General features: G+C 65.0%; 22 protein-coding genes. 14 read left to right on the plus strand and 8 right to left on the minus strand.

Annotation, left to right across the window (positions count from 1 at the left end):
- Window positions 1-26: 26 nt before the first annotated feature.
- The 3 genes from ACLRDN_RS05120 to ACLRDN_RS05130 form a co-directional block, all read right to left on the minus strand.
- A complete protein-coding gene (locus ACLRDN_RS05120) occupies window positions 27-1,439 on the minus strand; it encodes an NAD(P)/FAD-dependent oxidoreductase (RefSeq protein WP_413459247.1) in 1,413 nt (470 codons plus the stop codon).
- 75 nt (window positions 1,440-1,514) lie between these two features.
- On the minus strand, window positions 1,515-2,441 hold the full coding sequence (locus ACLRDN_RS05125) for a 2-hydroxyacid dehydrogenase (RefSeq protein WP_413459248.1): 927 nt from the start codon (window positions 2,439-2,441) through the stop codon (window positions 1,515-1,517).
- Window positions 2,442-2,461: 20 nt separating this feature from the next.
- Entirely contained in the window at window positions 2,462-3,349 is an 888-nt protein-coding gene (locus tag ACLRDN_RS05130; protein ID WP_413459249.1) for a GNAT family N-acetyltransferase, read from the minus strand.
- Window positions 3,350-3,977: 628 nt separating this feature from the next.
- Between ACLRDN_RS05130 and ACLRDN_RS05135 the strand changes: the two genes are divergently transcribed.
- The 7 genes from ACLRDN_RS05135 (at window position 3,978) to ACLRDN_RS05165 (ending at window position 12,670) form a co-directional block, all read left to right on the plus strand.
- Window positions 3,978-4,646, plus strand: coding sequence for a haloacid dehalogenase type II (locus ACLRDN_RS05135; protein WP_413459250.1), 669 nt, complete (start codon window positions 3,978-3,980; stop codon window positions 4,644-4,646).
- Between the two features lie 197 nt (window positions 4,647-4,843).
- On the plus strand, window positions 4,844-6,466 hold the full coding sequence (locus ACLRDN_RS05140; RefSeq protein WP_413459251.1) for an ABC transporter substrate-binding protein: 1,623 nt from the start codon (window positions 4,844-4,846) through the stop codon (window positions 6,464-6,466).
- Between the two features lie 100 nt (window positions 6,467-6,566).
- Complete coding sequence (locus ACLRDN_RS05145; protein WP_413459252.1) at window positions 6,567-7,523, plus strand: ABC transporter permease; 957 nt, start codon at window positions 6,567-6,569, stop codon at window positions 7,521-7,523.
- Window positions 7,520-8,410, plus strand: a complete 891-nt coding sequence (locus ACLRDN_RS05150; RefSeq protein WP_121044138.1) for an ABC transporter permease — start codon at window positions 7,520-7,522, stop codon at window positions 8,408-8,410. The genes ACLRDN_RS05145 and ACLRDN_RS05150 overlap by 4 nt, the downstream gene beginning before the upstream one ends.
- Window positions 8,411-8,414: 4 nt before the next feature.
- Window positions 8,415-10,352, plus strand: a complete 1,938-nt coding sequence (locus ACLRDN_RS05155) for an ABC transporter ATP-binding protein (RefSeq protein ID WP_413459253.1) — start codon at window positions 8,415-8,417, stop codon at window positions 10,350-10,352.
- A gap of 256 nt (window positions 10,353-10,608) precedes the next feature.
- The gene (locus ACLRDN_RS05160) at window positions 10,609-11,343 is read left to right on the plus strand and encodes a cupin domain-containing protein (protein WP_413459254.1); all 735 of its coding nucleotides are present in this window, start codon (window positions 10,609-10,611) and stop codon (window positions 11,341-11,343) included.
- A gap of 1 nt (window position 11,344) precedes the next feature.
- Window positions 11,345-12,670, plus strand: a complete 1,326-nt coding sequence (locus tag ACLRDN_RS05165) for an NAD(P)/FAD-dependent oxidoreductase (protein WP_134137148.1) — start codon at window positions 11,345-11,347, stop codon at window positions 12,668-12,670.
- Window positions 12,671-12,676: 6 nt separating this feature from the next.
- Here ACLRDN_RS05165 and ACLRDN_RS05170 read toward each other — a convergent pair whose 3' ends face one another.
- Window positions 12,677-13,621, minus strand: a complete 945-nt coding sequence (locus ACLRDN_RS05170; RefSeq protein WP_413459255.1) for a LysR family transcriptional regulator — start codon at window positions 13,619-13,621, stop codon at window positions 12,677-12,679.
- Between the two features lie 126 nt (window positions 13,622-13,747).
- Between ACLRDN_RS05170 and ACLRDN_RS05175 the strand changes: the two genes are divergently transcribed.
- The 3 genes from ACLRDN_RS05175 to ACLRDN_RS05185 are packed head-to-tail and all read left to right on the plus strand — an operon-like array spanning window position 13,748 to window position 16,940.
- Window positions 13,748-14,146: a RidA family protein gene (locus ACLRDN_RS05175; RefSeq protein ID WP_413459256.1), complete on the plus strand. Its 399-nt coding sequence runs from the start codon at window positions 13,748-13,750 to the stop codon at window positions 14,144-14,146.
- 46 nt (window positions 14,147-14,192) lie between these two features.
- On the plus strand, window positions 14,193-15,674 hold the full coding sequence (locus ACLRDN_RS05180) for an aldehyde dehydrogenase family protein (protein WP_413459257.1): 1,482 nt from the start codon (window positions 14,193-14,195) through the stop codon (window positions 15,672-15,674).
- A gap of 36 nt (window positions 15,675-15,710) precedes the next feature.
- Complete coding sequence (locus tag ACLRDN_RS05185) at window positions 15,711-16,940, plus strand: M20 aminoacylase family protein (protein ID WP_413459258.1); 1,230 nt, start codon at window positions 15,711-15,713, stop codon at window positions 16,938-16,940.
- Here the strand turns inward: ACLRDN_RS05185 and ACLRDN_RS05190 are convergent.
- Window positions 16,927-18,057, minus strand: a complete 1,131-nt coding sequence (locus ACLRDN_RS05190; RefSeq protein ID WP_413459259.1) for a DSD1 family PLP-dependent enzyme — start codon at window positions 18,055-18,057, stop codon at window positions 16,927-16,929. The genes ACLRDN_RS05185 and ACLRDN_RS05190 overlap by 14 nt on opposite strands.
- A gap of 129 nt (window positions 18,058-18,186) precedes the next feature.
- Window positions 18,187-19,083, minus strand: a complete 897-nt coding sequence (locus tag ACLRDN_RS05195; RefSeq protein WP_413459260.1) for a LysR family transcriptional regulator — start codon at window positions 19,081-19,083, stop codon at window positions 18,187-18,189.
- A gap of 90 nt (window positions 19,084-19,173) precedes the next feature.
- Here ACLRDN_RS05195 and ACLRDN_RS05200 point away from each other — a divergent pair, with 90 nt between their 5' ends.
- Together ACLRDN_RS05200 and ACLRDN_RS05205 are read left to right on the plus strand one after the other, a co-directional pair.
- The gene (locus ACLRDN_RS05200; RefSeq protein ID WP_413459261.1) at window positions 19,174-19,386 is read left to right on the plus strand and encodes a hypothetical protein; all 213 of its coding nucleotides are present in this window, start codon (window positions 19,174-19,176) and stop codon (window positions 19,384-19,386) included.
- On the plus strand, window positions 19,370-20,008 hold the full coding sequence (locus ACLRDN_RS05205; protein WP_413459262.1) for a LysE family translocator: 639 nt from the start codon (window positions 19,370-19,372) through the stop codon (window positions 20,006-20,008). The genes ACLRDN_RS05200 and ACLRDN_RS05205 overlap by 17 nt, the downstream gene beginning before the upstream one ends.
- Before the next feature lie 73 nt (window positions 20,009-20,081).
- Here the strand turns inward: ACLRDN_RS05205 and ACLRDN_RS05210 are convergent, their stop codons facing one another.
- A complete protein-coding gene (locus tag ACLRDN_RS05210; RefSeq protein WP_413459263.1) occupies window positions 20,082-20,849 on the minus strand; it encodes a phytanoyl-CoA dioxygenase family protein in 768 nt (255 codons plus the stop codon).
- On the opposite strand from ACLRDN_RS05210, the gene ACLRDN_RS05215 reads away from it, so the two are divergent.
- Window positions 20,848-21,117: a hypothetical protein gene (locus tag ACLRDN_RS05215; RefSeq protein WP_413459264.1), complete on the plus strand. Its 270-nt coding sequence runs from the start codon at window positions 20,848-20,850 to the stop codon at window positions 21,115-21,117. The two genes, ACLRDN_RS05210 and ACLRDN_RS05215, sit on opposite strands and share 2 nt — an antisense overlap.
- Here ACLRDN_RS05215 and ACLRDN_RS05220 read toward each other — a convergent pair.
- On the minus strand, window positions 21,104-22,651 hold the full coding sequence (locus ACLRDN_RS05220) for a methyl-accepting chemotaxis protein (protein WP_413459265.1): 1,548 nt from the start codon (window positions 22,649-22,651) through the stop codon (window positions 21,104-21,106). The genes ACLRDN_RS05215 and ACLRDN_RS05220 overlap by 14 nt on opposite strands.
- Before the next feature lie 459 nt (window positions 22,652-23,110).
- On the opposite strand from ACLRDN_RS05220, the gene ACLRDN_RS05225 reads away from it, so the two are divergent.
- Complete coding sequence (locus ACLRDN_RS05225) at window positions 23,111-24,022, plus strand: LysR family transcriptional regulator (RefSeq protein ID WP_413459266.1); 912 nt, start codon at window positions 23,111-23,113, stop codon at window positions 24,020-24,022.
- The last annotated feature ends 160 nt before the right edge of the window (window positions 24,023-24,182 follow it).

Genomic DNA, 24,182 nt, shown 5'->3' on the forward strand with positions numbered 1-24,182 from the left:
AAGTTAATGCAGCCAGCGGCGCATCATCAGGCCAGCTTGTCCTTGAGCTGGTAATACAGGCCGATCACCGGCAGGAACCACGGCGGCCCGAAGTGGCCGGGGATGGCCGACCATTCGCGTTCGCGCCAGGGGTTGGCCAGCGCGTCACCGGCCATCACCTGTGCCATGCACTGGCCCATGTGTACCGACATCTGGGTGCCGTGGCCGCTGTAGCCCATGGAGTAATACAGTCCGTCGCGTTCGCCGGCTTGCGGCAGGCGGTCGCGCGTCATGTCGACCAGGCCGCCCCAGCAATAGTCCAGGCGCACCTGGCCCAGCTGCGGGAAAGTCTCGTGCAGGCCCTGGCGCAGGATCTCGCCGCTGGCTGCATCGGACTGCGGACTGGAAATCGCAAAGCGCGCCCGTCCGCCAAAGACCAGGCGGGTGTCCGGCGTCATGCGGAAATAGTGGTGGATGTTGGCCACTGTTGTGTAGGTGCGCTGCCTGGCCAGCATCGCGGCGGCGCGCTCGGCGCCCAGCGGTTCGGTCACCACGATGAAGCTGCCGATGGGCACGATACGCCGGCGCAGCCAGCCGAAGCTGCCATAGGCACCGTGACGGCTGGCCCCGGTGGCCAGCAGCACCTGCCTGGCCGTGATGGTGCCGCGCGCGGTGTGGACGCGATGCGCGTGGGTGTCGCCGATGCGTTCCAGGCGCCGCACTTCGGTACCGGTATGGATGGCCGCGCCGTGACGTTCGGCCGCCGTGGCCAGGCCCCAGGCGAAGCGGCCCATGTGCATCTGGCCGCTGCGCTTGTAGAGCAGGCCGCCGTGGAAGCGCTCGCTTTGCACCTCGGCGCGCACGCGGGCGGCATCAAGGATCTCCACGTCGCTGTCCACGCCATCGGCGATGAGGCGGTCGGCACTGCGTTGCAGGGCGTTCATCTGATAAGGTTTGGTGGCCATCTTGAGCTTGCCGTGGCGCAGGAAATCGCAGGCAATCTGCTCCTGCTCCACCAGTCGCGCCACCGTATCGACCGCATCGTCATAGGCGTGATACCAGGCGCGGGCACGCTCCACGCCGACCTTGGCGGCGACCTCGGCATAGTCTACCGCCAGGCCATTGTTGACGTGGCCGCCGTTGCGGCCCGAGGCTTCGGCGGCCACATGCGGGCCGGCTTCGAGCACCACCACCGAGGCCCCGCGTTTGGCCAAAGCCAGTGCGGCCGACAAGCCGGTAAAGCCGCCGCCGACGATGGCTACGTCAACCTGTGCAGGCAGCTCGCGCGTGGGGGAGATGAACAGCGGGGCAGAATCGGTCCAGTAGGATTCCAGCTTCATGGTCGGGGCTTCAGGCAGGTGAATGGAGAAAGGTGAGGCGGCAGACGCACTGCGCCACGTCATCAAGGATAGAACGCAACGGCCAGCGCCGTGACGCGAACTGCCCGCCGCCAGCGGCATGGCATGCCGTTGTGGCGGGGCGGTTCGGCATTTTGTTTGCCATGTGGCATCTCCGGATGAAGTGGCGCCGAGGCATCAGTAACCGCGCTGGCGATCGATCAGGCCCAGCAGCGGCAAGCCCGCGCGATGGCGGCGTAGGTTTTCCAGCACCGCATCGACCGCGCCATCGGGCTGGGTCATGCTGGCGATGTGGGGCGTGAGCACGATGTCGGGATGGGTCCAGAAGGGATGGCCCTGCGGCAGGGGTTCGGTCTCGCACACGTCCAGCACGGCGGCGCTCAACCGGCCGTCATTCAGGGCGGCCAGCAGGTCGTCTTCCACCAGATGGCCACCGCGTCCGACGTTGACCAGCGCGGCACCGCGCGGCAATTGCGCAAACAGCTCGCCGTTGAGCAGGCCGCGCGTGTCCTCGGTCAGCGGCACCAGGCACACCAGCACATCGGTACGCGCCAGGAAGTCGCGCAGGCCCTCGCTGCCGCTGTAGCACGCGATGCCGTCCATCTGGTGCGCCGAACGGCTCCATCCCGCGCAGGGGAAACCCAATCCGTGCAACTGCTGCAGCACGGCCCGTCCCAGCATGCCCAGTCCCAGCACGCCGACGCGGCAGGCCGAGGCCGGGCGCACGCGATGGGCGCGCCACACCTGGTCACGTTGCTGGCGCGCATAGATCCGGCTGTCACGATGCAGGCCCAGCACGGCGTGCGTCACGTACTGCACCATGCCGGCAGCAATGCCGGGCTCGGTCATGCGCACCACCGGCAGCTCCGGGGGCAGGGTGGACATGTCGAACTGGTCGATGCCGGCGCCGACCGAGAACAGGATTTCCAGGTTGGGGAAGCGTTGCGCGATATCGTCCGGCGGCGTCCAGGCGGCCAGATAGCGCACGCTGGCGCCATCGCCGTCGTGCGGCCAGATATGGAAGGGCAGCTCGGGGGCCTTCTCGGCAAACAGTTGCGCCCATTCGGCACCGCGGACCGGATCGGCCTTGTAGAGAAAAGTCATGGTGGTCTCGTGCGGGCCGTTCAGCCCAGCGCCTGGTTGATCATGGAATAGGTGCGCCACGCCGTGGCGGGCGCGGGCGGGGTGCCACGGCACATGCTGACCACGTTGTCCACGCAGGTCAGGCCGATCTCCTCCAGCCAGGGTTTGAGGCCGGTGCGGCCGGGCACGTCGATGCGCAGATAAGCGCCGGGATAGGCGTTGATCCAGTAAGCGATGAGCGTCTTCGCATCTTCTACATGGCTGGCGATGACGGGACCGATCACGCGGCCGCGGCCGAATTCGCGCAAATAAGCCACGCCCTTGACCTGGCCCGCCTGTTCCAGCACGGCCACTTCAGAGGTGTCCAGCAGCGGCACCAGCAGGGCGCTGCGGTCCATGCCGCTGGCCTGGCGGTCCAGTGCCAGCAGGGAAGGCACTTCGTCCTTGCGCAGCGGGCGGATGCGCGCGCCTGCGGCCAGCACCGGGGTGGCCCGCGCGGTGGTGCTCTGGTGCTGGCTCAGGGTGTCGGTGACCACGAAGCCCAGCTTCTCATAGAGCGGGCGTCCGGCCTCGGTCGCATTGAGGATGACGTTGCGCTTGCCGGCATCCTGCAGCAGGCGCTGCATCATGGCGCGGCCCAGGCCACGGCCCTGCAGCGCATCAGCGATGATGACCAGGCCCAGCGAGGCATAGTCCTCGCCCAGCGGGCAGAGCATGCCGCTGCCGGCCACGCTGCGCTTGCCATCGGGTTCTTCCAGTTCCACCGCCCAGCTGCTGCTGACCTGGTGATGGAACTGCCAGTCGGCCAACCGGTGCGGCCAGTAGAGGTGCAGGCTCATGGCGTGGCAACTGGCCAGGTCCTCGGGGCGCATGGGGCGCAGGGTGGTCTGTACGGCCTGCCCGGCCGGCAGCGTGCTTTGGGTAGTCATGCAGCGTGTCCTTGTCGATACGGTGGCGATGCGGATGATCCGGGCTCAATGGTCCCTGTTCCGCAAAATCATATAAATGGTTTTCGTATTGCAGTCTTCTCGCGCTGCGGGCCGCGCCCGCTGGCCGGGTCCGCAACGCTACCCCAGCGATGATGCACCCGGCGCGGCATAGCGCGGCAGCCTTCGGGCCTGCCAATTCGCAATCTTATGGCGATCTGCCCCCTCTTCTCGGCACAAAATTGGGCGGTACCGGCAGTAGCATGATGCAGCCCCCGCCGGTTCTGCTTTGACAGGCCAGCGCGGTGCGCAAGCGGATGTGCAGCAGGCATCGCTGGCGCAAATGCAGCCCCGGACATGCGCCAGCCTGCGGACACGATCCGCACCAGCGTGGTGAAAATGCCCCAAAGCAGCGCACCCGGCTCGCATTGCTGCACTGCTCGGCAAGCTATGCTGATTGGACCGCAGAAAACACATATTTCTGTTTCGCGGCCCGGTCAAAAAGGAATAAATCGCAAGTATCGCTATGTTGTAATCCTTCTCATGCAGTCAACCGCAATCCCGCAAGCAAGCAGCCTCCAGCGCAGGCCCAACAGGTGATGCGCCCCCTTTTTTGACAGGACGATTTTCCATGAGCATTTTCAAGCCCAAGTTCATTACCTTCGATTGCTACGGCACCCTGACCCGTTTCCAGATGTCGGAAACGGCACAAAAGATTTACGCCGATCGCGTCTCGCCCGAAGACATGCCCTTCTTCCTGCGCCAGTTCGCGGCCTACCGCCTCGATGAAGTGCTGGATCAATGGAAGCCCTACGAACAGGTCTGCAAGAACGCCATCACCCGCACCTGCGCGCGCTGGGGCATCAAGACCACTGACGAGGAAACCGGTGCCTTCTACAAGGCCGTGCCGACCTGGGGCCCGCACGCCGACGTGCCGGAGGGCCTCTCCAAGGTGGCCAAGGAATTCCCGCTGGTGATCTTCTCCAATGCCGACGACAGCCAGATCATGCACAACGTCGAGCAACTGGGCGCGCCCTTCCACAAGGTCTTCACCGCCCAGCAGGCACAAGCCTACAAGCCGCGCCTGCGCGCCTTCGAATACATGCTCGACAACCTGAACTGCAATCCGGAAGACGTGCTGCACGTGTCCTCCAGCCTGCGTTACGACCTCATGCCGGCCTCCGACATGGGCATCAAGAACAAGGTCTTCGTGGCCCGCGGCCATGAACCCTCGACCCCGCATTACGGCTACACCGAAATCAAGGACATCTCCGGCCTGCCCGGCGTACTGGGTCTGTAAGGCGCTTGTCAGCAGTGAGGGAGCCGCAGGGCTCCCGTGCAGTTTGCGTATTTCCCGGTGTGCTCCCGAGCTGGTATCAAGCTTGCGAGGAGTGTGCCGGACCAACAGGCGGCGTGCCCTCCCGAGGGATCTGCAACAGGCAGACGGCAGGGCAGGCCGGTGGTCTTCGTGGTTGAACTTTTATCGTGAGGCATTTCATGAGCAAGCAGGAAAACGGACATCACCCCAAAGAGGGTTCCATCATCACCGGCGATGCGCTGGACCAGGCCCCCGGCGGCTTCACCCGTCGCGACATGATGCGCACCCTGCTGGCCGGCAGCCTCATGACGGTCGGCGGCACGGGCCTGTTGACGGCCAGCGGCAGCGCCATGGCGCAGACCGGCAAGCGCGGCGGCAAGATGCGCATCGCCACCCAGACCAGCTCCACTGCCGATACCCTGGACCCGGCCAAGACCGCACACTCCACCGACTACACCCGGGTGCACATGTTCTACAACGGCCTGACCAAGCTCGATGGCAAGCTCGCACCGCAGATGGTGCTGGCCGAAGAAATGCTGACCACCGACGCCATCACCTGGACCGTCAAGCTGAGGAAGGGCGTGGTCTTCCACGACGGCAAGCCCTTCACCCCGGCCGACGTGGTCTACTCGATCATGCGCCACAAGGATCCGGCCACCGCCTCCAAGGTCAAGGTCGTGGCCGACCAGTTCGAATCGGTCAAGGCCACCGGCCCCAACGAAGTCCAGATCAAGCTCACCAGCGCCAACGCCGACTTGCCGGTGATCCTGGCGACCGCGCAATTCCTCATCATCCGCGACGGCACCACCAACTTCAGCACCCCCAACGGGACCGGTGCCTTCAAGCTCAAGGAATTCACCCCGGGCGTGCGCACCATCGGCGTACGCAACGAAAATTACTGGAAGACCGGCCTGCCCTACCTGGACGAAGTGGAATTGTTCGGCATCCCCGACGAAGCCGCCCGCGTCAATGCGCTGCTCTCCGGCGACGTGCACTGGATCAACGACGTCAACGCCCGTTCCACCGGCCGCGTCAAGGGCACGCCGGGCTACACCGTCATGGAAACCAAGTCGGGCCAGTACACCGACCTGGTCATCCGCCAGGACCAAGCCCCGGGCAACAGCATGGATTTCACGCTGGGCATGAAGTACCTGCTGGACCGCGAACAGATCAAGATGGCCGCCTTCCGTGGCTATGCCGTGACCGCCAACGACCAGCCGATCGACCCGACCAACCGCTTCTACTTCGCCGGCCTGCCGCAGCGCCCCTTCGATCCGGAGAAGGCCAAGTTCCACCTGGAGAAGGCCGGCGTACTGGGCAGCACCATCCCCATCGTGGCCTCGGTGGCCGCCACCGGTTCGGTGGACATGGCCGTGCTGATGCAGCAGAGCGCCGCCAAGATCGGCCTGAAGCTGGACGTGAAGCGCGTGCCTGCCGACGGCTACTGGTCCAACCAGTGGATGAAGGTGCCGGTCGGTTTCGGCAACATCAACCCGCGCCCCAGCGCCGACATCCTGCTCACGCAGTTCTTCAAGTCGGATGCGCAGTGGAACGAATCGGGCTGGAAGAATCCGCAGTTCGACCAGCTGGTGGTGGCCGCGCGCGGCGAGACCGACTTCACCAAGCGCAAAGCCATGTATGCCGATCTGCAGACCATGATCCACGAGAAGTGCGGCCTGGGTATCCCGGTCTTCATCATCAACCTGGAAGGCATGAGCACCAAGGTCAAGGGCATCGATCCGGTGCCGCTGGGGGCGTTCATGAACTACACCTGTGCCGAGTACGTCTGGCTGGACGCGTGAGTCCGGGAAAGTCTCACGCCTGACCTGCGCTGTCAGTGGAAGTCGCGCGGGACCGGTCCATCTCGATGGCCGGCCCCGCCACTCGTTACCGAGGAAAGCTATGAATGCAATGATCCTGCGTCTGATCGTGCGCCGCCTGCTGCAGGCGGTGCTGACGCTGCTGCTGGTCTCGGCCGGCGTGTTCTTCATCACCAACCTGTTGCCGGGCGACGCCGCCCAGACCGCACTGGGCCAGGCCGCCACGCCCGAGACGGTGGCCGCACTGCGCCTGCAATACGGCCTGGACCTGCCGGCCCCGCTGCGCTATGCACACTGGCTGGGCAACCTGCTCTCGGGCAACCCCGGCATGTCGCTGGTCAACAATGTGCCGGTGGCGCAGATGATCGGCGGCCGCCTGCCGGCCTCGCTGATGCTGGCGGCCGTCACGGCCCTGGTGTCGGTGCCGCTGGCGCTGTTCCTGGGCATCTTCTCGGCCATGTATCGCGGCTCCTTCTTTGACCGTGCCGTCAACGTCAGTGCGGTGTCGATGGTGTCGGTGCCGGAATTCCTGGTGGCCACGGTGGCCGTGATGATTTTCGCGGTCAAGCTGCGCTGGCTGTCGGCGCTGTCGCATGCCAGCGATGCCGCCACCCTGGGTGCCTTCATCAAGGCTTATGCCATGCCGGTGCTGACCCTGTGCTGCGTGATCGTGGCCCAGATGACGCGCATGACGCGCGCGGCCGTGATCGACCAATTGCGTTCGTCCTATGCCGAAATGGCGCTGTTGAAAGGCGTCAAACGCACCCGCATCGTGCTGCGCCATGCCCTGCCCAATGCCATCGGCCCGATTGCCAATGCCGTGGCGCTGAGCCTGTCCTACCTGCTGGGCGGTGTGCTCATCGTCGAGAGCATTTTCAATTATCCCGGCATCGCCACCCTCATGATCGATGCCGTGACCACGCGCGACATGCCGCTGGTGCAAGCCTGTTCCATGATCTTCTGCACCGGCTACCTGCTGCTGGTGCTGACCGCCGATGTGCTGGCCATTGTTTCCAATCCGAGGTTGAAGACCCGATGAAAGCCCTCCACGACTCCACCGGCACCGAAGCGGGCGCGCCTGTCGCACCCGCTGCCGCAGCCACCGCACCCGCCAAGCGCGTGCGCCGCCATTCGACCATGGCCTGGATCGGCATGGTGATCGTCGGCTTCTGGATCCTGATGGCCATCCTCGGCCCCAGCATCTCGCCCTACGACGCCACCGCCATCGTCGATACCGACGTGTTCTCCGGCATGAGCCACAAGTTCCTGCTGGGCAGCGACTACCTGGGCCGCGACATGCTGAGCCGCATCCTCTTCGGCACCCGCGCCACCATCGGCCTGGCCTTGCTGTCGACCGTGGTGGCCAGCCTCTCGGGTACCGCCATCGCCTTGTTCGCGGCCTTCTCGGGCGGCTGGCGCGATGCCGTCATCAGCCGTGCGCTCGATGCCCTGATCTCGATTCCCAGCAAGATGTTCGCGCTGATGATGGTGGCCACTTTCGGTTCTTCCATGTTCCTGCTGGTGCTCACCGCTGCCATCACCTACATGCCCGGTGCCTACCGCATCGCCCGTTCGCTGGCGGTCAACGTGCAGGCCATGGAATACGTGCAGGCCGCGCGCGCTCGCGGCGAGGGCGTGTGGTACATCATGACCGTGGAAATGCTGCCCAACATGATCCGTCCGGTGCTGGCCGATTTCGGTCTGCGCTTCGTCTACGTGGTGCTGCTGCTGTCGGGCCTGAGCTTTCTCTCGCTGGGCGTGCAGCCGCCGGATGCGGACTGGGGTTCGCTGGTGCGCGAAAACATTTCCGGCCTGGGCGAAGGCGCCCTGGCGGTGATCATGCCGGCCCTGGCGATTGCCTCGCTGACCATCGGCGTGAACCTGTTGATTGATAACCTGCGCAGCAAGCGCGCTGCCAAGGAGTAAGCCCGTGAAGCAATTCGATATCTTCCTCGGCAAGGAAAGCGGCGTCGGTGCCGGTGCTGCAGCGGGTGCAGCGGCAGTGCGGCCCCTGGTGGAAGTGCAGGGCCTGCGCGTGAATGCCCGCAAGGACGACGGCAGCCAGGTCGAGATCGTCAAGAACGTCAATTTCACCGTGGCCCCCGGTGAAGTGCTGGCCCTGATCGGTGAATCCGGTTCCGGCAAGACCACCATTGCACTCTCGCTGCTGGGCTATGCGCGTTCCGGTTGCCAGATCGTCGGTGGCCAGGTGCGCATCGGCCAGCGCCAGATCGACCAGATGGATGAGAAGGCGCTGCTGGCCATGCGCGGCCACCACGTGGCCTACATCGCTCAGAGTGCGGCGGCAGCCTTCAATCCGGCCCGCACCCTGATGGACCAGGTGATCGAAAGCGCCCTGCAGCACGGCGTGATGGACAAGGCGGCCGCCATGCGCAAGGCGGTCGAGCTGTTCCGTGCGCTGGCCCTGCCGAACCCCGACAAGATCGGTGAGCGTTATCCGCACCAGGTCTCCGGTGGCCAGCTGCAGCGCGTGATGGCGGCCATGGCCCTGATCACCGACCCGGAACTGGTGATCCTGGACGAACCCACGACTGCACTGGACGTGACCACCCAGATCGAAGTGCTGCGCGCCTTCAAGAAAGTGGTCAAGGAAATCGGCACGACCGCCGTCTACGTTTCGCACGACCTGGCCGTGGTGGCGCAGATGGCCGACCGTATCATCGTGCTGCGCGACGGTGCCGTGCGCGAAGTCGGTACCACCGACCAGGTGCTCAATGCCCCGTCCGACACTTATACCCAAAACCTGATTGCCGCCGCCTGTCCGGCTGCGCGCGTGGTGCAACTGCGCGAGATCCTGCCGGAGAGCGTGCCGGCCGAAGCCCGTGCGCCGCTGCTGCGCATCAGCGGCCTGGTGGCCGGTTACGGCGCACCGGACCGGCTGGGCCTGCCGGGCGTGCGCATCCTGGATGACATCAACCTCACCATCCAGCGTGGCAGCACCGTGGGCATCATCGGCGAATCCGGTTCCGGCAAGACCACCCTGGCGCGTGCCGTGGCCGGCATGATCGCGCCGGCGCGCGGCAGCATCCAGCTCGATGGCCAGAACCTGTCACCGACGCTGGAAGGCCGCACCCGCGAACAATTCCGCCGCGTGCAGATCGTGTTCCAGAACGCCGATACTGCGCTCAACCCGGCGCACAGCATCGGCCGCATCCTCAATCGTCCGCTGTCCTTCTATCACGGCTTGAAGGGCGAGGCCATGCGCCGCCGCACGGCCGAACTGCTGGACCTGGTCAAGCTGCCTTCCAGCGTCATCGACCGCCTGCCCGCCGAACTGTCGGGCGGCCAGAAGCAGCGCGTGAACCTGGCCCGCGCCCTGGCCGCCAAGCCCGACCTGATCCTGTGCGACGAAGTGACGTCGGCGTTGGACACCGTGGTGGCTGCCGCCATCCTGGAACTGCTGGCCGAGCTGCGGCGCGAGCTGCAGGTGTCCTACATGTTCATCAGCCACGACATCAGCACCGTGCGTGCCATTTGCGACGACATCGTGGTGCTCTACGCCGGTCGCATGGTCGCCAACCGCCCGCGTGAAGCCATGATGGCGCCGCCCTATCACCCGTATTCGCACCTGCTGCTGTCGTCGGTGCCGGCCATGCAGCAAGGCTGGCTGGAACAGGTGGCCGGGGCCGGCCAGCACAAGCTGCCGCCCATTGGCGCGGTCGATCCGTCGCCGGAGATCTGCGCCTTCCTGCCGCGCTGTGCGCAGCGCATCGATGGCGTGTGCAACGTGGTGCCGCCGCGCCGCCGCAACATGGAACACGGTGGCGAGATCCTTTGCCACCGTTCGGATGCCGACCTGCAGCAGTCGCAGATGCCGCTGGTGCCGGTGGAGGGCATCACCGTCTGACCCGGTGACCCACCCAGCCGCCTGCCTGGCCGCGTGCCATGGCGGGCAGGCAAGGCAGGCCACGAGCATTAAGCCGCATTTAATGCTGGATTCGTTGAGCATTAATCACAGGATCAGGCGCGGCTCGTAGCATCGTCATGGATGGCATGCCGCCGGCCGCAGCGCCGGCCATGCAACAAAGATTCGGGCAGGACCGCAAGAGCACCGTGGAGTCGGTCTCGCAATCCTGCCCATCCCCAAGGAAACAGGAGAAGAAATGACTGCAGCGTTGGTGTTGTACCGTGCCTCCGGCACCCCCGTATCCACCCCCTTCCATCCGGGCGCACTGGGCGCCTCCGACCCCTTTGCCGCCTCGCGCGAGATTGCCTGGCAGGGCATCGGCGGCATGAGCGCAGGCCGCCTGCGCTTCGAAGGCAGCCTCGACATCGCCCGCTTCCCGCATCAGGAAACCCTGGTGGTGGTGCAAGGCGAACTGCGTATCGAAGCCGAAGGTGCCGCGCCGCTGGTGATCAAGCCCGACAACGGCGTGGTCATTGCCACCGGTGCGGCCGTGCGCATCACCGCCACGCAGCCGACCCTGGCCGTGTTCTGTGCGGCCGACTGCCCGCAGCCGGTGCAGCCGGGCGTGTTCCCGCTGGTGGCCGAGACCAACTTCAAGCCCTCGGCCAATTCGCTACCCAAGGAAATCCTGCTGGGCGACGTACCCACCTGCCGCAGCGACAACGTGATCGATGAAAGCTCCATCGGCTGCAAGATCGGTACCTGGGATTCCACTCCTTACCACCGCATCGTGCGCGCCCATCCGGTCAATGAATTCATGCACATCCTCGACGGCGGCGTGCGCTTTGCCGAACCCGATGGCAGCGTGGTGTCGGTGGAACGGGGCGACGCCGTCTTCGTGCCGCTGGGTGCGGCCATCGGCTGGGAGAGCAGTGAGCGCGTGGCCAAGTACTACGTGGTGCAGACCGTCGCCGCCGAGGGAGGAAAGTAAGATGTCGCCCCCACTCGTGCAGGTCCAGAGTCCCACCATTCCGCCGGCCTCCGCCGATGTGGTCGTCATCGGTGGCGGCATCGTCGGCATCTTCACCGCCTACTACCTCGCCAAGCGTGGCATCTCGGTGGCGGTGGTCGAGAAGGGCCGCATCGGTGCCGAGCAATCCAGCCGCAACTGGGGCTGGTGCCGCCAGCAGAACCGCGACGCCCGCGAGCTGCCGATGGCCACCAAGAGCATCGACCTGTGGGAACAGTTCTCCGCCGAGACTGGCGAAGACACCGGTTTTACGCGTTGCGGCCTGCTCTATCTCTCCAACGATGATGAAGAAATCGCCCGCTGGGCGGCCTGGGGCGACTTCGCCAAGACCGCCGGCGTGACCACCTACATGCTCGATTCCAAACAGGCGGCCGAACGCGGCCATGCCACAGGGCGGGCGTGGAAGGGCGGCGTCTTCTCGCCCACCGACGGCACGGCCGACCCGGGCAAGGCGGCACCGGCCGTAGCGCGCGCCATCATGAAGCTGGGCGGCCACGTGATCCAGAATTGCGCCGCACGCGGCATCGAAACCGAAGGTGGCCGCGTCTCGGGTGTCATTACCGAAGCCGGCGTCATCAAGACCAAGGTGGCCGTCATGGCCGGTGGCGCATGGGCCTCATCGTTCTGCCATCAACTGGGTATTCGCTTCCCGCAGGCATCCGTGCGGCAATCCATCATGAGCGTGGCGCCCATGGAGCAGCCTTTGCCGGGCGCACTCTACACCTCGGGCGTAGCCGTCACCCGCCGCAGCAACGGCTCCTATGCGCTGGCCATCAGCGGCCGCGCGCGGGTCGATCCGACCATGCAATTCCTGCGCTTCTCCCCGCAGTTCCTGCCGATGTTCGCCAAGCGCTGGCGCAGCCTGTCGCCGGGCGGGCTGGAAGCCTGGCGCAGCGGCCACGAGACCTTGTCGCGCTGGCGCATGGATGCGCCCACACCCATGGAACGCATGCGCATCCTGGATGCGTCGGCCGATCCGGTCTCGATCCGGGCCACCCATCGCCGTGCGGTCGAGTTGCTGCCGCAGCTGGCGCAGGCCAAAGTCACGCATACCTGGGCCGGTTATGTGGACAGCACGCCCGATGGCGTGCCGGGCATCGGTGAGCTGCCGCAGACACCGGGCCTGATCCTGGCCGCCGGTTTCTCCGGTCACGGCTTCGGTATCGGGCCGGGGGCGGGCCACCTGATCGCGGACCTGGCCAGTGGTGTGGAGCCCATCGTCGATCCGCGTCCCTATCACCCCAATCGTTTCTCGGATTCGTCCTGGGGCAAGGTGGCCGATTTCTGAAGCAGTTCAGCGCCGCCAGGGCACGGGCTGGAAAGCCCGCTTGGCGGCGTCGAGGAAGACGCGCTGGCGCAGCGTCAGGCCCTGGCGGCCCGGCAGCAGCGCCATGATGGGAGCGGGATCGAGCTGCCAGCCGGGCAGCACGCGCTTCAGGCTGCCATCGGCCACCAGATGCGCGCAATCCCATTCGGAACGCGCCACGAAGCCTTCGCCATCGAGCGCCCAGTCGCGCGTGATGGTGCCGTCATTGGAAGAGAGCGCGCCATTGAGCTTGACGGTCAGCGCCTTGCCGGTACGGCGGCCGGCATTGTCGACGGGCGTGAAGCGCAGGCGGCTGAGGTCATCGTCGTTCTCGCGCAGGCTGAGGTAGGGATACTCGGCCAGGTCGGAAGGATGCTTGATGCGCTGCATGCGTTTGGCCAGCACCGGCGCGGCACACAGGAAGCGCGCATTGGGCGCGAGGAAGTGGCCGACCCAGGAGGAACCCTTGACGCGCCCGATGGAAATGATGGCGTCAGCGCCGGTGGAGGCTGCCAGCGGACTTTCGGCCAGCAGCAGCGAGATGCTCAGTTTGGGATGGCTGCGGTGCAGGTCGCGGATGAGCGGCGCCACGTAGCGACGCCCGAAGCCGAAGGGCGCGACCACGCGCAGCGAACCGCTGACGTTGGCCAGGTTGCCGCCGGCCCCGCGGTCCGATTCACGCGAGACGCTGGCGGTGATGGATTCGATGCGTTCGAGGATGTCCATGGCTTCCTGCACCAGGCGCTGGCCTTCGTCGGTGAGCGCAAAGCCGCGTGCGGCGCGATTGGCCAGGCGCACGCCGACGCGGTCCTCGATGCGCTGCAGGCGCACCGTCACTGCCGGTGGCGTCAGGTCGAGCAGGCGGGCGGCACCGGCCAGCGAGCTGGCCGAGCCCAGGGCACGCAGCAGTTGCATGTCATCGAGTTGCAGCATTAAAAATCTCTTAATGGTGAATTGAACGAACATTAAACATCGCTGAAGGTCTTTTGGCTACAGTCCATCACAGGAAATGCGTCGGTTATCCTGACCGTCCTTCCTTCCACTTCAGCCATGCCCATCATGAACAACACAGCACACACCGCCCCCGTCACCCTCAACCCGACCGGCCTGGCCACCCCGGGCGGCCACTACAGCCACGTCGCCATCGGCAACGGCATGGTCTTCATCTCGGGCCAGTTGCCCATCGATGCGAGCGGACACAAGCTCACCGAGGCCAGTTTCGAGGTGCAGGCACTGCAGGTGCTGGCCAATGTGGAAGCCGCACTGGCCGGTGCCGGCAGCGACATCGGCAAGCTGCTGCAGGTCCGCATCTATCTCACCGACGTGGCGCACTGGCCAGCCTTCAACGAGATCTACGCACGCTGGGCCGGCAGCGCCCGCCCGGCGCGCGCCGTGGTGCCGGTCCCGGCGCTGCACTTCGGCCTGCAGGTCGAGGTGGAGGCCACGGCACTGCTGTGACACTGCGCCGCACGCGCAACCAACCCGGACACAAGGACAACCCGACATGACCTGCACCGCCTCCACCGACACCGTCTCTGCGCTGGCGCACCTCAAGCGCAACGGCCGCCTGGATCACTTCTACATCGATGGCCAATGGCAGCGCCCGCAAGGCGACGGACTGGCCGCCGTGGTCTCGCCTGCCACGGAAGAACGTGTCTGCGAGATCGCACTGGGCAACGCCGCCGATGTAGACCAGGCGGTGCAGGCTGCGCGCCGGGCGTTTGCCGCCTGGGCCGCGACCTCGCCGCTGGAGCGCGCTGCGCTGCTGGGCCGTGTGCACGCGCTGCTGGTGGAACGCACCGAACTGTTCGCCCAGGCGCTGACGCTGGAGATGGGCGCCCCCATCACCTATGCCCGCACCGCCCACGTGCCGCTGGCGGCCGAACACCTGCGCGTGGCGCGGGACAACCTGGCGGACTATCCCTTCATCCGCCCGCGCGGCACTACTGCCATCGTGCGCGAGCCGATCGGCGTGTGTGCCCTCATCACGCCCTGGAACTGGCCGATCTACCAGATCACCGCCAAGGTCGGCCCGGCACTGGCGGCCGGTTGCACCGTGGTGTTGAAGCCGAGCGAACTGTCGCCGCTGTCGGCCTTGCTGTTTGCCGAGATCGTGCATGAGGCGGGCATTCCGGCTGGCGTCTTCAACCTGGTCAATGGCAGCGGCCCCGAGGTCGGTGCGGCCATGTCTTCGCATCCGCAGGTGGACATGATTTCGATCACCGGCTCCACCCGCGCCGGCGTGCTGGTGGCGCAAGCCGCTGCCGTCACGGTCAAGCGCGTGGCCCAGGAGCTGGGTGGCAAGTCGCCCAATGTGGTGTTGCCGGATGCGGACCTGGCGCGTGCCATCCCGCCCGGCGTGGCGGCGGCTTTCCGCAACATGGGCCAGTCCTGCAGCGCCCCCACGCGCCTGATCGTGCCGCGTGCAGCCCTGGATCGCGTGCATGAACTGGCGCTGGCAACGCTGGCCCAGATGAAGGTGGGCGACCCCACCGATGAGGCGACGACCCACGGCCCGCTGGCCAACCGCGCGCAATTCCTGCGGGTGCAGCAGATGATCGAGGCCGGGATGCAGGATGGTGCACGCCTGCTGGCCGGCGGGGCCGGACGCCCGGAAGGACTGGAGCAGGGCTACTATGCGCGGCCGACGATCTTCTCCGACGTGCATACCGACATGGTGATCGCCCAGGAAGAAATCTTCGGCCCGGTGCTGGCCATCCTGCCCTATGACACCGTGGAAGAAGCCATTGCCATCGCCAACGACACCGTCTATGGCCTGGGTGCACACGTGCAGGGCAGCGACAAGGACCAGGTGCGCGCAGTGGCCGCCCGCATCCAGTCCGGCCAGGTGCACCTGAACTATCCGGCCTGGGACCCGCAGGCCCCTTTCGGTGGCTACAAGCAGTCCGGCAACGGGCGCGAGTATGGCGTGGAAGGCATGGAGGAATACATGGAAGTGAAATCGATCCTGGGCTACTACGCCTGAGCGCCTTCATCACCGCCGTCATGACGGCAGGAACACATGAGCATCATGGAACACACCGAACACACTGAACTTTCGCACGACTCCTTGCACCAGCACCGCGCCCACTGGGCCGGCCTGCGCCGCGACCTGCACGCGCATCCCGAGCTGCGTTTCGAGGAACATCGCACCGCCGACGTGGTGGTGCAGGAGCTGGAAACACTGGGCTACAGCGTCACGCGCGGCCTGGGCGGCACCGGCGTGGTGGCCAGCCTGCCGGGCAGCGATCCGCAACGCGGGATCGTACTGCGCGCCGACCTGGATGCCTTGCCCATCGTCGAGGCCAATGAATTTGCACATGCTTCCTGCAGCCACGGCATCATGCACGCCTGCGGCCATGATGGCCACACCGTCATGCTGCTGGGCGCGGCGCGCGTGCTCAAGCAGCAGCCGACCTTGCCGGGCAGCGTGCACTTCGTCTTTCAGCCGGGAGAAGAGGGCGGGGCGGGGGCACGCAAGATGATCGATGACGGCCTGTTCGAACAGTTTCCGACCGAAGCCGTGTTCGGCATGCACAACTGGCCCGGCTTGCCCGCCGGGCAGTTCGGCTTGCGCACCGGTCCCATCATGGCTGCCGGTTCGCGCCTGAAGATCACCATCACCGGCAAGGGCGCCCATGCGGCCCAGCCGCACCTGGGGCTGGACCCGATCCCGCTGGCCTGCTCCATGGTCCTGCAGTGCCAGACCATCGCGGCGCGCCACAAGGACCCGGTCGACCCGGCCGTCATTTCGGTCTGCATGTTCCATGCGGGCGATACCGACAACGTCATCCCGGACCGTGCCGAATTGCGCGGCACCATCCGCACGCTGTCCTCCACCTTGCAGCAGAAGCTGCAGGAAGACATCCGCCGCATGTGCCATGCGCTGGCCGACGCCTATGGGGCCAAGGTCGAGGTGGAATTCTTCCAGTACTACCCGGCCACCATCAACACCCCGGCCGAGACCGACTTCTGCGAACGGGTGATTCGCCAGACCTTCGGCGATGAACGCATCCGCACCGGTATCCCCGCCAACATGACCTCCGAGGATTTCGGTTTCATGCTGGAGGAGCGGCCCGGCACCTATGTCCTGATCGGCAATGCGCCGCAGGACCGTGCCTCGCACTCGCTGCACCACCCGCATTACGACTTCAACGACGACATCATCGAAGAAGGCGTGCGTTACTGGGTGGCGCTGGCGCAGTCCTGGTTTGGCAGCGGGCTCAAGGGCGGGGCGCTTACCAGCCGTTGAAACGCGGCCAGATTGCCACGCTGCCATCGGCGGCGATGGCCTGGTATTCCTGGTACTGCGCACCGGTGGCACAGGCGTGATTGGGCAGGATGCGCAGGCGCGTGCCGATGGGCAGGTGCTCTGCGATTTGCGCATCCGGGCTGCCCTGGCGCGAGAGGATGCCGTGTTCCTGGTTGGCACCGCTCATGAGGTAGCCCTCCAGCACCTTGCCGTCTTCCGTGCAGACCTGGCCGTAGCCGAAGTCGTGCTTGCGTCCTTGCGTGCCGCGGTCGCGGCTCATGGCCATCCATCCTGCATCGACGATGGCCCAGCCTTTTTCGGGCTGGTGCCCGATCACGGTGGTCAGCACGCTCAGGGCAATCTCGTCCATGGTGTTGACGCCCACGTTGTGCATCACCAGGTCGAACATGGCATAGACACCGGCGCGCACTTCGGTCACGCCCTGCAGGTGTTCGGCGCGCAGCGCGGTCGGGGTGGAGCCGATGCTGACCACGTCGCAGGGCAGGCCGGCTGCGCGCAAACGTTCGGCGGCGCGCACGCAGCCTGCGCGTTCCTGTTCGGCCACGGCGATGAGGGCGGCGTTGTTGTCGTAGTCATAGCTGGAACCCGCATGGGCGATCACGCCGCCGATGCGCATGCCGCCTGCATGGAGTACCTTGCCCACGGCCAGCAGGGTGGCGTCTTCCGGGGCGATGCCGGAGCGGTGGCCATCCACGTCGATTTCAATCCAGACTTCAAAACATTCCTCTTGCGCCTGGCCGAAGGCCACGATGGCCTCGGCACAGACCACGCTGTCGGCCACGATCTTGAGATCGCAGCCCTGGCGGCGCAGCGCCAGCGCCTGGCCCAGCTTGGTGGGGGCCATGCCGACGGCGTAGACGATATCGGTGATGCCGGCAGCAAAGAACTGTTCGGCTTCCTTGAGGGTGGAGACGGTGATGCCGCGCGCGCCGGCCTGCAGTTGCGCCTGCACCACCTGCTGGCACTTGGTGGTCTTGACGTGCGGACGGAAGCGCACGCCCAGCGCCTCCATGCGCTGTTGCATGCGGGCGATGTTGCGCTCCATGCGGGAGATGTCGATCAAGGCGGCGGGTGTGGGCAGGGTGGCCAGGCTCATGGGGAACTCCTGAAGAGGGTAGGTCGATGAGCCTCGACTATAGGAGATCAGGATTGCGCCGTGCTTAATGCTCGGTGAATCGAGCATTAAGCTGTGTTTAATGCACGGTCCTGCGGTCTACCCGCCCGGTCAGGCTTGCTGGAACTGGCGGATGGTCTCCAGCACGTTCACGGTGGCCTTGTCCAGGTTGGGCAGGGCGCGATGGGCCACGCCGATGTGGCGCTTGAGCACCGGCGCCAGCGGCACGATGCGGATGTCCTTGTGGCGCTCCAGTTCGGCGGCCAGGGGTTGCTCCAGCGGCAGGATGGCTGCGCCGTAGCCGGCGGAGACCAGGCTTTTCATGGCTTCGTTGTAGTTCAGTTCGATGCGCGCGCGCGGGTTTTCCCCGGCCTCGGCAAACCAGGCCATGGTGAGCCGGTACATCTGGGTGGTGGCATCGTTGAAGATCATGGGCTTGTCCATCAGCCAGCCCGGTTTGATGGCGGCGGGCGATTTCCAGGTGGCCGGCAGGAAAGCCATCATGCGGTCGCTGCGCCAGTGCGTGATCTGAATGTCCTTGGAGGCCGTGATGGGGATGGCGACCAGGCCGATGTCGAGCGTGCCTTCCTGCAGGCGTGCCATGGTTTCGTTGGAGCCCATGATATTGACCTCCACATCGATGCCGGGGTAGCTGTTTTCCAGCTGGCGCAGTACGCGGGGCAGCAGGTTGACGACCACGCCCGTCGACGTCCCCAGCCGTACCCGGCCGACCTTGCCTTCCACGTGTTTCCTGGCGACATCGAGCAGATCGTCGGCATCGCGCAACAGGCGCCGGGCCCGGTCGATCACCAGCGCGCCCAGCGCCGTGGCCTGTACGCGGCGGCTGCCGCGCATGAGCAGGGCGCTGCCCAGACGCTCTTCGAGGTCGCTGACATGCAGGCTGATCGTGGGCTGGGCCAGGTGCAGCGCATTGGCGGCAGCGGAAAAAGTGCCGAGGTCGACGATGGTGACCAGGGTGCGCAACTGGTCGAGGCTGAGTTCTCTCATCAGGTTTCCTGATAGTGGCTGTCATCAATCTCAATTTTACCAATGACTTTGATTGGCGGATGATCTGCCCATTCATCCAGGGAGAAGTCCATGTGGCACATCGTCAGCCAGGTCCTTGCCCGCGTCCTCGGGGACCATCACGCTTCACACGGGGGCGCTGCGCGGGAATTGCGGGAGATGGGGGCGCGCGAGCTCAATGACCTGGGCATAGGCGCCAGCGAGGTGCCGTTCTTCCTGAAAAAACAAGCGAATGAGGTGCGCCCTCGTCGCCAAAAGGAGCCTATCCATGCAACATCTTGCTGAAGTGATCGCACTGTCCGCCACGTTGAGCGTGGCCACCATGAGCCCCGGACCCAGCTTCGTGATGGTGGCGCGCACCTCGGTCGGGGGTGGACGAGCCAATGGCCTGCTGGCGGCACTGGGTATGGGCATCGGCGGCGTGCTCTTTGCCGGAGCGGCCTTGCTGGGACTGCAAGCAGTGCTGCTGGCAGTGCCTTCGCTCTATCTGGTGTTGAAGTTCGGGGGTGGTGTTTATCTGGCCTACATGGGCTGGCGCATCTGGCGCGGGGCGCGTACGCCCTTGATGGCGGACGACATCGCACTGCGCGATGCATCACCGTCCCCGTCCCGCCGATCCCTGTGGCTGGGCCTGGTCACCCAGATCAGCAATCCGAAAACCGCCATCGCCTACACCAGCGTGTTTGCCGCCTTTTTGCCGGCCGAGACGTCCTTGCCCTTCAAGGGACTGACGCTGCTGCTGGTCTTCCTGATCGAAGCGGGATGGTATGGCCTGGTGGCCGTGGCGCTCTCGTCAGCGCGTCCGCGCCGCTGGTATGTGCAGGGCAAGCACTGGTTCGACCGCACCGCAGGTGCCGTCATGATGACGCTCGGGTTCAGGCTGCTGCTCTCGCGCATGGGGCCGTGACAGGGCGCGATTGACTGCAAACGAGGTCGGCATCCATCTGAAATCGCAGCTTGGCACCGCTGAAAACGAGGAATCAATATTCCAGAGATTTCCCGGTCGCGCTCTCGAAGCTCTCCATGCAGATCATCTCGGTGGCTGCGCCCCACTGTGCAATCAAATTGCGGCGTGGCTTGCCCGATTGATTGGGGCCCGCTCCGTGGACCAATGTCGGACCAAGAAGAATCATTCCCCCCGGAGGGCAGATGAGCGGCTCTCCGGAAGACTTTTCCGCCGCAGGTCTGCCAAGCCATTCAGTCAACTGCTTCTGCGTCCAGAGATGGCTGCCCGGAATGATGCGCGTAGCGCCTTGAATTTCTTCCATGCCATCGAGGCAAATCAGCAGGCGAAGCTGTTGACCGGTCTTGGTCGTGCAATAGCGATTTGGCCAGTCGCGGTGCCAATGACAAGAACAACCCACATAGGCATCCCGGATCGTCGCGTTTGAGAAGTGGAATTTGGCCGCGCTGTTCAGTACCGCAGCAGCGACTTCAGCACAGCGCGCATCCATCAGCATCGCTTTGAGCACGCGGCTGTGCGACACCACGTCGCCAATGATATGGACCTTCTTCAATGCCTCCTCCAGCCGATCTACCGGCACGGAAGCAAGCTGGGAAACCGGTATGTCGGATTGCCAAAGCACATGTTCTCGCCACTTCGCGTGATCAGCGTTGGCCATGTTCACGATATTGTCCAGCGCAGAGATGGCGAGATGAATCTCTGTGCTACTCCACAAGCTGGGCAGGCAAGCAAAGCCCAGGCGTCGATATTGTTCTTTGGCAGCACGAAGCAACGCAGGATTCATGGTGATCTTCTTCCCGCGTCAGGCTCTTCAACAGAAAAACTCAGGCTGGAAAAATCGTATTGAGATCCCGGAATTTTACGTGCGGTCGGTGCAGGAAAGCGATGGTTCGTACGGGCAATACGCTCTCGCCGTCAGCGAGAGAGAGGGAGATGCGGAAATGATTCAAAGCGCTCTGTGGCGGGACCTGCCGTCCCTCAAGAGACCGCGGACGGGCTACTTCAGGATAGCGCTTGGCGCAGGTCCGGTCAGGATGCTCAATCCAGCTTGAACTTCCCCACCACCGCCGCCAGATTCCCCGCCTGTCCCTTCAGCGAATCCGCTGCCGCTGCCGCCTGCTCCACCAGCGCGGCATTCTGCTGCGTGGTCTCATCCATCTGCGTGATGGCGAGATTGACTTCATTGATGCCGCCGCTCTGTTCCTGCGTGGCCGCACTGATCTCGGCCACCACGTCGGTGACGCGGCGTACACTGGCCACCACTTCGGTCATGGTGCTGCCGGCACGTTCCACCAAAGCGCTGCCGGCGCTGACCTTCTGCACCGAGTCGTCAATCAGTTCCTTGATCTCCTTGGCCGCACCGGCCGAGCGCTGGGCCAGTGAGCGCACTTCCGAGGCCACCACGGCAAAGCCCCGTCCCTGCTCGCCGGCACGCGCCGCTTCCACCGCTGCATTGAGCGCCAGGATGTTGGTCTGGAAAGCGATGCCATCGATCACGCTGATGATGTCGGCAATGCGGCGCGAACTCTCCGTGATCCCCTCCATGGTCTGCACCACCTGGCCCACCACGTCACCGCCCTGGCTGGCGATGTCGGAGGCGGTGGCCGCCAGCTGGTTGGCCTGGCGCGCGTTGTCGGCGTTCTGGGTGACGGTGGAAGTCAGTTGCTCCATGGCCGACGCGGTTTCTTCCAGCGAGCCCGCCTGTTGTTCGGTGCGGTTGGACAGATCCAGGTTGCCGCGGGCGATTTCGTTGGAGGCCGTCGCAATGGTCTCGGTGCCGTGGCGCACCTCATTGACGATGTCGCGCAGGCTGTCGTTCATCGCGCGCAGGGCTTCCATGAGGCGTCCGGTTTCATCGCGGCCGGCCGGGCGGATGCGCAGGGTCAGGTCGCCACGCGCCACGCGCTGGGCGATTTCCACCGCTTCCTTCAACGGACGCGAGACATTGGCCGCCACCACGAAGGCCAGCAGCGAACCGATGGCCACCGTCGCTGCCAGCAAGCCCACGATCCAGCGCTGCGCCGCACGGAATACGCCCGAAGCCTCTTCGTCAGCGCGCGCGCTGCCGCTGGCATTGACCTTCACGATGGCGCTGAGGTTGCCGACCATCGCAGTGTAGAGCTTGGCGGATTCGCCATTGAAGAGGGCGCGTGTCTCTTCGTACTGCTGGTTGGCCGCCATCTCGGCCAGTTGTTCATCCACCTTCAGGTAGGCAGCCAGGTTCTTGCCGAACTGGGCGTACTGTTCCTTCTCCTCGGGTTCGGACATGCGCTGCTCGAACACCGCGCGCTGCTTGGCCAGCGCATCCAGCCGTTTCTTGATGGACTGGTTGGCGGCGGTGCGCTCCTGGGGCGTCACCGCCGTGACCAGTTCCAGTTCATTGAGGCGCAGCGGCGGCAGCGAACCCTGCAACTCGCGCGCGGCATCCATGGTCGGCATCCACTTGTTGACGATCTCGCCGGAAGCACTGTTGACCTGCTTGAGTTCCTTCATGGCGAACAGGCCCTGCAACAGGGTCAGCGCAATCACCACCGCAAAGGACAGGGCCAGTTTTTTGGCGATGTTGAGGTTGTAGAACCAGATCATGTCTTCCTCGCATTCGATTTATATCGTTTTCAGTGTCGGATCCGAACGATGCAGTCGAACGTGTCTGCGAGGCCACCCGTTTGGCGTGCGGGCGTCAAGAGCGGCAACCGGCCGGGGGCATGGTTGCGGGAGCAATGAAGTGCTGGTGATGTCATGCTGTCATGCCGTCACGAAGCGTCGGCTTCCTGCCCATCCTGTCTCTCTTGTAGCCAGCGGCCTCCCTTGGCCGCCGGCGCTTGCTGTTCGATGGTCGCATGGCTGGATCGGGCTTGATCTTAACGACCGGCAAGATTTCCATCCAATGAAATTAATCATGCTGGCAATGCGTTAATTGATATCGATTGTTTGATATCGATGGTTGTCAGGATGTCGTACAAGATTATTCAAAGAGGCATGATGGAAGACGCCGCAGCTGCAGTAAGATGTGCATAAAATTCACTTCTCCGCCTTTTTCGCACGATGCGCCGAAAGATCCCTTCCACCCAGGCCATGGCCGTCTTCGAGTCGGCCGCGCGGCACCAGAGCTTTACCAAGGCCGCCCAGGAAATGGCGGTGACGCAAAGCGCCGTCTGCCGCCAGGTGGCCGCGCTGGAAGAATTCCTGGGCCTGAAGCTGTTTCGCCGCACCAAGCGCGGCGTGCGCCTGACCGACGCAGGCGTGAGCTACAGCCACCAGGTCGGCCAGCGCCTCGATGAAATCGAGCGCGATGCCCTGCACCTGATGTCGCGCGATGGCCATGGCGATACCCTGGAGCTGGGCGTGATGCCGACCTTCGCCACCCGCTGGCTGCTGCCGCGCCTGCGTTCCTTCCTGGAGGCGCATCCGGGCGTGACCGTCAACCTGCGGCCGCGCACCCGGCCCTTCCTTTTCGAAGAGACCAATCTCGATGCCACGCTCTACGCCGGGCAAGCCAGCTGGCCCGGCACCGAGGGCGTGTTCCTGATGCGCGAGAGCATGGTGGCCGTGGCCAGTCCCGAGCTCATCGGTCCCGGCCGCAAGCTCACGCCCACCGAACTGCTGGCCTATCCGCTGCTGCAGCAGAGCACGCGGCCCTATGTGTGGCGGCAGTGGTTCGCTTCCTTCGGCATGCAGGTGCAGAACGACCTGGTGGGCACGCAGCTCGAACTGTTCTCCATGCTGACCCAGGCCGCCATCGTGGGCATGGGCGTGGCGCTGATCCCGCGCTTCCTGATCGAGGATGAATTGCGGCGCGGCCTGCTGGTGGTGGCAGTCGATCACGATTACCTGAGCACCCATTCCTACTACCTGATCTATCCCGAACGCACCTCGGAGCGGCCCCTGCTGCGCCTGTTCCAGGACTGGCTGGAAGAGCAGGCCAAGGCCTATCGCCTGCCCAGCGGATTGGGTTGAGCCGGGTCCGGGTCGGCTGTCTCGACAGGCGGAACCGGAGTGCGAAAAACGCACACGGTGATGCAAACAATTCGTTTGCGCCGGGGCGGGGCAGTCCGTATATTTTTGTCCACCGCCGCTGCGCGAGGACGGTCCGCGAAGACCGTGTTGCTGCAGCGAT

This window comes from Herbaspirillum huttiense, assembly GCF_047300815.1.
In the GTDB taxonomy this organism is placed as follows: domain Bacteria; phylum Pseudomonadota; class Gammaproteobacteria; order Burkholderiales; family Burkholderiaceae_D; genus Herbaspirillum; species Herbaspirillum huttiense_A.

Excerpts from the sequence above, each read along its gene's own strand:
- ACLRDN_RS05135 (WP_413459250.1), top strand. The coding sequence starts at position 3,978 with ATGAGCATTTTCAAGCCCAAGTTCATTACCTTCGATTGCTACGGCACC.
- ACLRDN_RS05130 (WP_413459249.1), bottom strand. The coding sequence starts at position 3,349 with ATGACTACCCAAAGCACGCTGCCGGCCGGGCAGGCCGTACAGACCACC.
- ACLRDN_RS05140 (WP_413459251.1), top strand. The coding sequence starts at position 4,844 with ATGAGCAAGCAGGAAAACGGACATCACCCCAAAGAGGGTTCCATCATC.
- ACLRDN_RS05215 (WP_413459264.1), top strand. The coding sequence starts at position 20,848 with ATGGTGATCTTCTTCCCGCGTCAGGCTCTTCAACAGAAAAACTCAGGC.
- ACLRDN_RS05190 (WP_413459259.1), bottom strand. The coding sequence starts at position 18,057 with ATGAGCCTGGCCACCCTGCCCACACCCGCCGCCTTGATCGACATCTCC.
- ACLRDN_RS05220 (WP_413459265.1), bottom strand. The coding sequence starts at position 22,651 with ATGATCTGGTTCTACAACCTCAACATCGCCAAAAAACTGGCCCTGTCC.
- ACLRDN_RS05200 (WP_413459261.1), top strand. The coding sequence starts at position 19,174 with ATGTGGCACATCGTCAGCCAGGTCCTTGCCCGCGTCCTCGGGGACCAT.
- ACLRDN_RS05195 (WP_413459260.1), bottom strand. The coding sequence starts at position 19,083 with ATGAGAGAACTCAGCCTCGACCAGTTGCGCACCCTGGTCACCATCGTC.
- ACLRDN_RS05120 (WP_413459247.1), bottom strand. The coding sequence starts at position 1,439 with ATGCCGCTGGCGGCGGGCAGTTCGCGTCACGGCGCTGGCCGTTGCGTT.
- ACLRDN_RS05180 (WP_413459257.1), top strand. The coding sequence starts at position 14,193 with ATGACCTGCACCGCCTCCACCGACACCGTCTCTGCGCTGGCGCACCTC.
- ACLRDN_RS05165 (WP_134137148.1), top strand. The coding sequence starts at position 11,345 with ATGTCGCCCCCACTCGTGCAGGTCCAGAGTCCCACCATTCCGCCGGCC.
- ACLRDN_RS05185 (WP_413459258.1), top strand. The coding sequence starts at position 15,711 with ATGAGCATCATGGAACACACCGAACACACTGAACTTTCGCACGACTCC.
- ACLRDN_RS05225 (WP_413459266.1), top strand. The coding sequence starts at position 23,111 with ATGCGCCGAAAGATCCCTTCCACCCAGGCCATGGCCGTCTTCGAGTCG.
- ACLRDN_RS05145 (WP_413459252.1), top strand. The coding sequence starts at position 6,567 with ATGAATGCAATGATCCTGCGTCTGATCGTGCGCCGCCTGCTGCAGGCG.
- ACLRDN_RS05125 (WP_413459248.1), bottom strand. The coding sequence starts at position 2,441 with ATGACTTTTCTCTACAAGGCCGATCCGGTCCGCGGTGCCGAATGGGCG.
- ACLRDN_RS05150 (WP_121044138.1), top strand. The coding sequence starts at position 7,520 with ATGAAAGCCCTCCACGACTCCACCGGCACCGAAGCGGGCGCGCCTGTC.
- ACLRDN_RS05205 (WP_413459262.1), top strand. The coding sequence starts at position 19,370 with ATGCAACATCTTGCTGAAGTGATCGCACTGTCCGCCACGTTGAGCGTG.
- ACLRDN_RS05170 (WP_413459255.1), bottom strand. The coding sequence starts at position 13,621 with ATGCTGCAACTCGATGACATGCAACTGCTGCGTGCCCTGGGCTCGGCC.
- ACLRDN_RS05210 (WP_413459263.1), bottom strand. The coding sequence starts at position 20,849 with ATGAATCCTGCGTTGCTTCGTGCTGCCAAAGAACAATATCGACGCCTG.
- ACLRDN_RS05160 (WP_413459254.1), top strand. The coding sequence starts at position 10,609 with ATGACTGCAGCGTTGGTGTTGTACCGTGCCTCCGGCACCCCCGTATCC.
- ACLRDN_RS05175 (WP_413459256.1), top strand. The coding sequence starts at position 13,748 with ATGAACAACACAGCACACACCGCCCCCGTCACCCTCAACCCGACCGGC.